Raw genomic sequence first — 10,787 nt, 5'->3', positions numbered from 1 at the left:
CTTTCCTTAACTACATATGAAGAATGTATATCAAGGTATATCAAGCCTTCACAGAATTTGATTATTCTCAAGTAAATTACTTTCTTAGTAAGAAGCTATTTCGATACCAATCTAACGTATCTTTTATAGCTTTTACATGCGGTGTAACCTCTAGACCAAATGTACGCTCATACTTACTATGGTCAACGATATATGGTTGATTATAAACATAATAAATCTCTTTCATTTCTCGCATATAAGGATTAAATAACGCCATTAATTGAAATATTTGTTTCGGAGCACATTGTACTTTAGACGTCTTCTGTATTTCTTTATAAACTTGTTCAATTAGCTCTCTAGTAGTAACAGTGGTGTCACTTGGTATGTGCCATATTTCCCCTAGTGATTCTTCATTCAATGCTAAAGTTACAAGCCCTCTGGCAAAATCATTTATATAAATATGTGTATGAGGGACATCTATACACCCAATTACTTTAGCGGCTTTTCCTTGTAACGCAGACTTAAATACCCTCTCACCTAGGATTGAATGCAAAGCATATGGACCATAGAAATCCGGCCCCCTTCCAATAGCAGCCCTAATCTTACCACTATGATGAGCTTCTAATACTTCTTCAGCCATTTGAGCTCTTACTAACCCCTTCCGATCACTCGCAAGATTTAATGATGATTCATTGTAGGGCTGTTTCGAAGAACCATACATAAAAAGGTTATCTGCATAAATTAATTTGGCTTCTGCTTGACCTGCTCCATAAATAATCCCTTTGTTTAAATTTGGGAAATGTTCTGACCATTTAGTATAATCAGGTTTGGCACAATGATATACAACTGTTGCTCCCTTTAATGCATTAGCTGATTCTTCAAAATTTGAAACATTCGCATGGATTAAATTTACGTTCTTAGGAAGTTCAATGGAACTGTTTTGATTAACCATTATGACTTCTTTCTCCCTAATTAGCAGCTCTCTCATTACAGCAAGCCCAAGTGGTCCAGTGCCAACTACAACATGTTTTTCTTTATTAACATACATTTTAACCTCCTGTGCAAAATACGTTTTTTGTAAAATAAAAGGTAATGTTACAAAAAAATACATGTAATGACCTTTTTTTAACTCTACCATATTTGGATTGAATTGGAATATAATATTTTTTAAATTTATGTAAAGGAACCTATAAATTTACAAGTAACTATTAATTTTAAATAATTAGTATAAATAACATAAATATCCAAAAATCTCTTTTTTGCAAACAAAAAGTCCTTTATAATGAAAAGGTAAGATGGTAATCCATCCGAATCCATTAATAAAGGACACACAAAAAATTTAACATAGAAGATACAAATTTATTATTTCGAACAACTTAGGAGCGGCAAAAAATTTGCAAATATAAAAAACAATAAGGAATAAAAAGTTTGGGAGGTAACATGGAAATATTCGGAGTTAATATAGCTGGCATAAAACCAGAACATTCATTAAATGAGTTAATAAAACTTATTTCAGTTGAAAAACGCAATAAAATTAAATCTTATAGAAAAAAAGAAGACTATCTACGCTCGCTGACTGCTGAATTATTAATACGTGTGATACTTGTTAAGAAAGGCTTATTCCAAAATGAAGACATCCAATTTGAATATAATAATTACGGAAAACCTTTGTTAAAAAACTCTTCAATAAAATTTAACATTTCACATTCTGGTGATTGGGTAGTATGTGCAGTTAGCAATTTTTTAGTAGGAATTGATATTGAAGAAATTAGATCGTACAATGTTAGCGCTATTAAAGATTCCCTTACCGCAAATGAATTTAATACATTAATAGATCTAAGTAAAAATGATCGAAGTACTTTTTTTTTCAACTTATGGACATTGAAAGAAAGTTATATTAAAGCTGTTGGGAAAGGTCTGTCCATCCCTTTAAAATCAATTTCTTTTGAAATGAATGACAATGAAATTATTTTTACTAATCGTTATAATAACGATACCTTTAATTTTAAACAGTATGAAATTGACAACAGATACAAATTATCTGTTTGTAATGAAAAAACATCATTCCCTAAAGAAATTTGTATATGGAGCTTTCATAAGTTATATCACGATTCTATTAATCTTTTAAAATAAGAGGCCACTGAACCATTGCTGTCTTTACTAAAGTTTTTCTTCCTTTTTCATCATAGCCATATTCTGCGATGACAGTACCAGCTCTATTTTTTACTTTCTTTAGCTAATCAAACACATTCCATTCATACGTATATACAACATCACTTGTTAAAATTTCCGTCATAATCGTACGTATATAATTGATTATTCACATATTCTAATTGATTAGCTTTGTTATATCTGTAAGTAGAGGTTTCAGTTTAACCTGCTTTACTCAGCGTTTTTGAATAACGCTTATTTACCAACCTCATACACATTATAAAGAGTCGAAAACTTTTTTTACCCATTCCAGATAGTCACTCATATAGTGTTCCTGTTTAAAGCCATGATTCTGACCTTCTGCTACAATCACAGTCACATCCGCATCTGCAGCCCGTGCTGATTGAATATATTCCTGTGGTCCTTTTACCCCAACAGCTAAGTCATTCGTCCCATAAGCAATAAACTGAGGTATATTAGCTGTTCTGAAATGCTTAGATAGATCTGTCTGATCTAAAAGCTCTTTACGCTCTTCTGGATTTCTTACATCATCATCATTAAAAGAAGCAAAGAGCATAGGTACATTATAGCGGTAGGTCAATGCTGGGTAAATCATAGCTGCAGATGCTACTTGATCTTCGACTCCATCGATGACATCAAGCTGATAACTATCAGGAAACAGACTCCCCCCCTGAATGAGGTTAATAAAACTACCAGTTTGAAAACCACCAGCACTAAAACCTATCAATCCAATTTTATCTGGATGAATACCGTAATCATTTGCATGATATCGTAGATAACGGACAGCACGCTGAACATCTAATTGTGGAATAGGCCATTCATAGGGGTTGGAACGATAATGTAGAACGAATGCGTTGATACCTGCCTTATTTAATGATTCAGCTATATCTTTTCCTTCAGCAGTTCCGCCATCCATTTCCTTATAGCCATAACCACCACCTGGAATCACAATGACGGCACTGTCACTGTCTGACATCGTATAAGGAATCAGATAGGGCTCATCTTCATAGGTGGATTTCTCATAGCCCCCTCCAATTTCATGGACATAGGTGAAGGTATCAATGGCAGCTTCATTGTCTTTATATTCTTCTCCGACAATGTTAGCGGAAAATTTTAATGTAGCCAGTAGTTTGTTAGGATTACCCTTAATATTCATATCGTCTAGCTTACTGCCAGAATGATTACCTGCAACTTCTTCTCCCCAAATTTCAACCTTTCGTTCAATATCTGCAACTGGCTTGCCTGGTTTATGCCCAAAGGGATTAATTTCAAGAGTAGCGTATCCAAACCCTATCATCAAAGCCAATATAGCTAGAATTATTCCCACTATTTTGGCTATTTTCTTAATTATCTTCATAATCGATAACCTCCGTTAAACATACTCATGACAGCATTAAATAGTATATTAGTAGAGAAGAAAGCACGAAAAACTCCAACTAAATGATCTTCTGCCTGTTAGCCCATTTTATGGTGAAATGGAAACCATGATGCAATACTTTTTCCAAAGCTATATCGTGACTTACCTCGTAGCGTTTCCTTAGAAGAATTGCCTATGTAGAACTCATACAAAACATAATTAACCAATTATTAAATGATTCTGGGAAATCTTTTGCATCGGGCAATAATGGTTTGGACCAAGCTCCTTTAAAAAATGCCGCCGTTAGACATGCAAACTCACAACATTATAGGTGGGAGCACAATCATCTTTACCTGTCGATGCATCAGGTCATACTTAGTTTATTTGTAAATTCCTTTTAGAGTGCTGCCGAATGCCATATTTAACATAACCCCCTTCCAGTGAAAAAACCTCCTAACGTATATCGAGCAACATCCGAAGTCACTTTTATCAGAAAGAGCATCCTTATATAAAATAGGGATACTCTTTCTTTATGATGTTTAAAGTTACATAAAAACACACTAAAGAAGAATCTTGTATAAGATAAAATATTAATATGCAACATTTAATTTCCAGTAAATTGGAATTATTTTATTGTTTTGCTGGAAGAAATCCACCATCCTCTGCCTCTTCTTCAGTGCAGAACATTTCTTCAGCTATTGTATTGTCATAGTCACGTTGACCAGGCATATGATAAATTTTATTTCCTTTTGAATTAATATTACCTTTAATTACACAACTGTTATTATTAGTAATAGATTTATCATTTTCTGTTTTCTTAACATCTTTATTTTTATCTGTAGTAGCATAATAAGCATCCTTGTCGTATCCACGATTCGTTACATAGTCTTCAACTGACCAAATACCAATAGCTGACTGTTGTGCAGTTTTTTGAATCGATTTAAACCAATCTACGTGCTTCGTATTTGGAGCATATATATAAGCCACACGTGCTAATCCATGTTGCAATAACTGCTCTTGAACACTTATACCCTCTTTGGTATAAATATAGGCGAGTAGTCTTTTATATTTATCACGATAAGAAACATCAAATTCTAAATATACTGTATCTTGACCAGCTAATAGTTGCTTAGTAAATTCTTTAGCTTGTGGTCCGTATGGTTGCACTCCTAATGTCTCATGATTAGTTTCAGGGGTATCCACAAGTAAAAACCTAACCTTTTCGGAACTACCATTATATTTTATTCTTATAGTATCGCCGTCAATTACACTTTCTAGCTCATATTCTTCAAACTTACTTACATCGTGTTTCTCAGCATTTTCTATCGTTGAGGATACAAGACCTTCTATATCTTCATTCTCAATAATATTCGTACTAGCTTCTTCTGTGCATGCACTCAGAATCAATGTAGAAATGAATATAGCAAAAATAAATTTCTTCAAATGTACACCCTACTTTCTAACTTACATCCCTTTATAAAACTAAAAATCCTCAGTTAAATTAAAACTGAAGATCTTAAATTTATTTGAATATCAAATATAATACAAAAGCTAAAATAATTGTGCCACTTGTAATAAGCGTCTTAATATCTTTGTCACTCATTTTCCGTACCTCTCTTCAGCATTCATTAGTATCTTATTTAAGTCTATTATCAATACATTAATATCACAATGAATTTGATTTATTTGCTCCTAAAAATTTTTCAATAATAATTTAATTATCTCCTTACATAAAAAAACCTTCAGTCTCAAAAACCGAAGATAGAAATCTTTATTTAAATATTAAATATAAAACAACAGCAAGTATTATTGTGCCACTAGTTATTAGTGTTTTAATATCTGATTGTTTCATTTATTTCACCCTCACGTTAATCATGTATTATTTGTATTAATATTACACTGTTTAGAACCTATTATTAAATAAAGTTCACCTTTATCACAACAAATTTTGATTTTCTCTTATATTTTCCAATACTTTTATCAATCTGCTGTTAATAAACAGATTGATAAAAGTATTGTTTTCTTAACAAAAAATCTTCAGTTATATAAAACCGAAGATTTTTAACATCTATCTAATTAAGTGACCTATATTTATGCCAAATAAATTCCATACCTTTTCATTTAGCGCCCTTACTATTTATTTTCCTGTAGTGGCACTAAAACATGGGTAAACAACCATTCCTTAAATTTAGGATGTACATATAAATAGGTACAGTTTTATATAGATAAGCCATCATAAGCTTTTATATATTCATGTAGTAGTTACCTTACAACTATTTGTCATTATCATGCTTTAACAGTAGCCCTATCCACTTAGATATTTACTGAAGTACAGCAAGCGACCTATATCAGTCTGATTGGTTCAGCTAATCATCTGCGGAGATGTGGAAAAGACCCTACTGATTGAAAATAATTTCACGTTGTTTCTATTGTAAAATATCAATCTACTACATTCAAGTTATGTAGATGTTATTGCAACCCAATGATTAGGGGACACTTCAACGAGTTCACTGTTTTCTACATCATATTGTACTTGTGTTTCTTCACTCCCTGCATCCGCATATTTTCTTTTTTCTATTGCTGGATCTGGAATAGGAATAGATTGCAGCAATGCACGTGTATAAGGGTGCTGTGGATTCGTATATAGCTCCTCACTTTCTGCAAGCTCAACAATTTTCCCACCGTACATGACAGCCACACGATCGCTTATATGCTTAACCATTGATAAATCATGTGCAATGAATAAGTATGTCAAGCCAAGACGTTGCTGTAAATCTTTTAATAAATCGACAATTTGCTTTTGAATCGATACATCTAGCGCAGATAGTGGTTCATCACAAACGATGAAATTCGGTTCAACAGCTAATGCTCGTGCAATTCCTATACGTTGGCGTTGACCACCTGAAAACTCATGGGGAAAACGCATTGCATGTTCTTTGCTTAAACCTACAAGTTCAAGTAAATGTTCTACTCGTTGTTGACGTTCCTCAGTTGTTTTCACAAGTTTATGAATATCTAGCGCCTCTCCAACAATATCTACTATTTTTTTTCGAGGATTCAATGAAGAATATGGATCTTGGAAAATAATCTGCATATGACGCCGCATCGCTTTTAATTGCTTTGCTGATAGTCTTGTAATTGGCACCCCTTGGTATAAAACTTCGCCATTCGTAGGTTGATGCAACTGCAAAATTGTACGTCCTGTAGTAGATTTACCTGAGCCTGATTCACCTACAAGCCCTAATGTTTCTCCAGGGTAAATATGGAATGATAGATCATTAACCGCCTTTACTGTTTGACCACGTCCTAACTCGAATTCCTTTGAAAGACGCTCTACTTGAATTAATGGTTTCGTTGCGTCTATTCCTGCTGAGATATTTGCTAATGGTTTTGGCTGTTTCTTCTCATGTAATTTTGGTAAAGCATTCAGCAGTTTTTTTGTATAAGGATGCTGGGCATTCGCAAAAATTTCCTCTGTCGTACCTTGCTCAACAATCTCGCCTTCCTTCATGACAATAATCCGATCACACATGCCAGCAACAACACCCAAGTCATGTGTAATTAAAATAATGGAAGTACCCATCTTCTGTTGCATATCACGCATTAATTTTAGTATTTGCGCTTGAATAGTGACATCTAGAGCTGTTGTAGGTTCATCTGCAATCAGTAAAGACGGCTTACAGGCTAATGCCATCGCAATCATAACCCGTTGACGCATACCACCCGAAAATTCATGTGGGTATTGTTTATAGCGTTGTTCTGCATCTCGGATTCCTACAAGCCTTAATAATTCTAGTGTTTGCTTATAAGCATCCGCTTTTGATAATGATTGGTGCTTTCTTAAACTTTCAGCGACTTGTTCTCCTATTCGAATGGTAGGGTTTGTAGATGTCATTGGATCTTGAAAAATCATACTTATGTCTTGCCCACGTATAGTTTCCATCTGCTTTTCGCTTAGGGCAGTAATCTCTTGTCCGTGAAAAAGAATTTCTCCCGATTTTAAAAATGAAGGTGGTGATGGTAATAAACGCATAATGGAACGAGCCGTTACACTTTTCCCACTACCTGACTCTCCTACTATTCCGAGTGTTTCACCTTTATTTACATGAAAACTAACACCATTTACTGCTTCAAATTCTGTCTCGCCAGTAATAAAGGACACGCGAAGATTGTTGATTTCTAGAAGCTTTTCACTCATTCAATCCACCCTTTTTTAAATTTTATGATTGACTTAATATCATGTATAATTCATACTTTACAATACTGATAGGAATTATACAATATAATGCTTTTTATGTCATTTACGTTTGGAGGAAATGCATGGTTATTTTAAAAAATCGTTCAACAACAAAGGAACATGTATTCTTTTTTACAGTTTATCAAAAGCTTATGCATTTACGACCCTATATGTTGTTACTCTTTCTCTTAAGTATCTTAGTACATCCATTTACATATTTCTTATATCGCAAAAGAAAAAATTCACACGTATACAAGCAGAGGTTTGAGCAACAATGTCAGCACTATAAAGAAAATGGGTCTTACACAAAGTGGAAATGTGCATTTGTAGAACAAGAGCAAGCCAAGGCTCGCTTTTTCGGTGAACAATTGTCTGAACAGCAGTTACAAACATCAGCTACTTCTTTAGCAGAAGCAAAGCTTCAACGAATAGTCGAAAAAGATTTAGCCAATGAAGGCCTCTATAAGCAATCCTATTTACAGTTTTTTGGGCAGCAACTGAAAAAACAAAGTTTTATAGCCATCACGTTTGTACCAGCAATTTTATTTTATGTATTGCTACTATTGTTTGCGAATCCATTTCTACAATATGTTATTGAACGAATTTTACAAAGCTTCATCGTAATTATAGGTGTTGCTACTCTCGTTTTTACGATTTTATATTTGTCGCCGTTTGACCCAGCGAGAAACTTACTCGGAGTGGAGGCAACGCCTGCTCAAGTTGCAAACTTTAATCGTATTTATGGCTTGGATCAACCTTATTTATCACAGCTCTGGCATGCACTTTCAGGACTTTTCACATTTGATTTAGGTACATCATTTGCTGGGAAAGAAGATATTACACATAGCATCGCCAATAAATTTCCTATCACCCTTGAAATTGCCCTATTATCACTACTAATGGCCATTGCTATAGCCATTCCAGTTGGCATTATATCAGCAGTCCGCCCAAATTCTTATTTGGATTACACATTTATGTTCATTGCGTTAATTGGATTATCGATTCCAAGCTTTTGGCAAGGTTTACTATTCATTTTAACTTTCGCGTTAAAGCTACAGTGGTTTCCAGCCACGTATAACCCACAAAACTGGCTATCACTCTTGATGCCTGTTATCGTCTTGGGTACTTCTATTACGGCATCCATTGCCCGGATGACAAGGTCCAGTATGCTCGAAGTTATTCATGAAGACTATATTATTACTGCCAAAGCAAAAGGTTTAAATGAATATAAAGTTATCACAAAACATGCAATACGCAATGCCATGATTCCGATTATCACGGTGATTGGACTTCTCTTCGGTGGAATGTTAGGAGGGGCTTCAGTTACAGAGAAGGTTTTCAATATTAGTGGAATTGGTAGCTATATCGTTGATAAGCAATTTATACCCGATATTCCAGCCATCCTCGGTGGCGTAGTGTACATTGCCATTACCATTTCTATTGTCAATTTATTGATCGATATTCTGTATGCCTATTTCGATCCACGTATTCGCTCGAAAATGAAGAAGTCTTAAAGGAGGATTACCTGTGAAAACTATCGTACATGTCAAACTACTTTTGAAAATTACACAGGAATATGTCAATGCACATTTTACATTTGTCTTTTCCTTACTGTTTTCTTTATTATTTCTGGCTTATAGCTACAATTTTTCTAGTCAAAGCTGGCGACCAATTATTTTACTTTTTTTCTTTGTTTATATAATAACGACAGTTTATGTTGGCTTTCTGACATTGCGTATCAAGAGTGATTTAGCAAAATTTGGTGACATACAAAAAACAACGCGCTTGTTTGGTTTCCCTCTGTTGTTGACTATTGCTTCTGGCAATATTTTTTCAGTCTCTTTTGCTTTTATGCTCGTATCAAAAACAAAGACCGCTGAATATACTTTTGCAGCCTATGCATTTATTACGCAGCTATTTATTATCGGTATTTCAGCTTTGAATTTATTTAAATCCTATGTAACAGATACATTTCTAGTAGCAATGGGGTTATTTTTAATACTTGCTATTTTTTATCTTGCGTTATTAGTCCTTTGTACAAAATTTGTTACGGCAAAGGACGCCCCTAAATGGATGATCGTACCTGGTATCTTGCTTGTCATTGCCACATTTACAGGTAATCTATTTGCAACTTTGCTAGGATTTAGCCTCATTCAAAAGGCTAGAAAAACTAATCCATCGGCCATTGAAAAATGGCAAAAAATGTGGCAAAAGATTTTACGTAACACGATGGCGGTATTTGGATTATTTTTCATAGTCTTTATCTTTTCATTATCTGTAACAAGTTCTTGGACGTTTGATTATGACTTTGCAACTAAAAATAACTATGGGGCATTGTTACAAACACCATCATTGGAGCATCCACTTGGAACTGATAATTACGGTCGTGACTTATTTTCTCGTATCGTGTTTGGCGCGCAAATTTCGTTAATTGTCGGATTTTTCTCAACAATTATCCCAGCGCTAGTTGGTGGGGCTCTTGGTGCATTTTCCGGCTACTATGGGAAAGCGACAGATAACATCATCATGCGCAGTCTTGATATTTTGTATGCAATCCCTGGGATATTACTTGCTATTGCTATTATTGCTGCCTTTGGTGCCAATACCATTAATCTAATCATCGCACTGAGCGTTGGAGCAATCCCAACATATGCACGCACTATGCGAGCAAATGTGATGCAGCTTTCGAATTATGAATTTGTTGAATCCGCTAGAGCTCTAGGGGCTTCTGATGCAGCAATCATCTTTAAGCATATTGTTCCGAACTCTTTAGCACCAATGATTGTCAAAGCCACATTAACAATTGGTGGAGCAGTAATTGCAACAAGTAGTTTAAGTTTTTTAGGGCTTGGTATTGAGCCACACATTCCTGAATGGGGAAACATTTTAAAGGTTGGTAGTACGTACCTGGAGACACATTCCTATGTTGCTATTTTCCCAGGTCTTTGTATTATGCTTCTCGTCCTGTCCTTTAACTTCTTAGGTGATGGTTTACGAGATGCTTTAGATCCAAAAACAAATTAGAAAAATTGGAGGTTCTTA

7 protein-coding genes and 1 pseudogene are annotated in these 10,787 nt (G+C 34.6%); 4 read left to right on the top strand and 4 right to left on the bottom strand.

From position 1 onward, the window contains the following. Positions 1-76: 76 nt before the first annotated feature. Positions 77-1,027, bottom strand: coding sequence for an NAD-dependent epimerase/dehydratase family protein (locus C9J31_RS04110; RefSeq protein WP_193766964.1), 951 nt, complete (start codon positions 1,025-1,027; stop codon positions 77-79). Between the two features lie 392 nt (positions 1,028-1,419). Between C9J31_RS04110 and C9J31_RS04105 the strand changes: the two genes are divergently transcribed. Continuing rightward, entirely contained in the window at positions 1,420-2,112 is a 693-nt protein-coding gene (locus C9J31_RS04105) for a 4'-phosphopantetheinyl transferase family protein (RefSeq protein WP_107926278.1), read from the top strand. Positions 2,113-2,407: 295 nt separating this feature from the next. Here the strand turns inward: C9J31_RS04105 and C9J31_RS04100 are convergent, their stop codons facing one another. Then, positions 2,408-3,508, bottom strand: a complete 1,101-nt coding sequence (locus C9J31_RS04100) for an alpha/beta hydrolase (protein ID WP_107947294.1) — start codon at positions 3,506-3,508, stop codon at positions 2,408-2,410. 109 nt (positions 3,509-3,617) lie between these two features. On the opposite strand from C9J31_RS04100, the pseudogene C9J31_RS23520 reads away from it, so the two are divergent. Then, positions 3,618-3,881, top strand: a pseudogene (locus C9J31_RS23520) (manganese catalase family protein); the annotation flags it as partial. Between the two features lie 257 nt (positions 3,882-4,138). On the opposite strand, the gene C9J31_RS04095 reads toward C9J31_RS23520, so the two are convergent. Continuing rightward, a complete protein-coding gene (locus tag C9J31_RS04095; protein ID WP_107947296.1) occupies positions 4,139-4,951 on the bottom strand; it encodes a thermonuclease family protein in 813 nt (270 codons plus the stop codon). A 1,015-nt stretch (positions 4,952-5,966) separates the two neighbouring features. After that, positions 5,967-7,706 (bottom strand): ABC transporter ATP-binding protein, encoded by a 1,740-nt coding sequence (locus tag C9J31_RS04090; RefSeq protein WP_107925329.1) that lies wholly within the window; start codon positions 7,704-7,706, stop codon positions 5,967-5,969. A gap of 122 nt (positions 7,707-7,828) precedes the next feature. On the opposite strand from C9J31_RS04090, the gene C9J31_RS04085 reads away from it, so the two are divergent. Further along, a complete protein-coding gene (locus C9J31_RS04085; RefSeq protein WP_107947298.1) occupies positions 7,829-9,259 on the top strand; it encodes an ABC transporter permease in 1,431 nt (476 codons plus the stop codon). A gap of 13 nt (positions 9,260-9,272) precedes the next feature. Then, positions 9,273-10,769, top strand: a complete 1,497-nt coding sequence (locus C9J31_RS04080; RefSeq protein WP_107947299.1) for an ABC transporter permease — start codon at positions 9,273-9,275, stop codon at positions 10,767-10,769. Positions 10,770-10,787: the final 18 nt, after the last annotated feature.

The organism is Lysinibacillus parviboronicapiens (genome assembly GCF_003049605.2).
Classification (GTDB): Bacteria; Bacillota; Bacilli; order Bacillales_A; family Planococcaceae; genus Lysinibacillus; species Lysinibacillus parviboronicapiens.
This window is presented reverse-complemented; position numbering and strand designations above follow the sequence as displayed.

What these genes read in the sequence shown, in the direction of transcription:
- C9J31_RS04110 (WP_193766964.1), bottom strand. Translation starts at nt 1,027, where the DNA reads ATGTATGTTAATAAAGAAAAACATGTTGTAGTTGGCACTGGACCACTT.
- C9J31_RS04105 (WP_107926278.1), top strand. Translation starts at nt 1,420, where the DNA reads ATGGAAATATTCGGAGTTAATATAGCTGGCATAAAACCAGAACATTCA.
- C9J31_RS04100 (WP_107947294.1), bottom strand. Translation starts at nt 3,508, where the DNA reads ATGAAGATAATTAAGAAAATAGCCAAAATAGTGGGAATAATTCTAGCT.
- C9J31_RS04090 (WP_107925329.1), bottom strand. Translation starts at nt 7,706, where the DNA reads ATGAGTGAAAAGCTTCTAGAAATCAACAATCTTCGCGTGTCCTTTATT.
- C9J31_RS04085 (WP_107947298.1), top strand. Translation starts at nt 7,829, where the DNA reads ATGGTTATTTTAAAAAATCGTTCAACAACAAAGGAACATGTATTCTTT.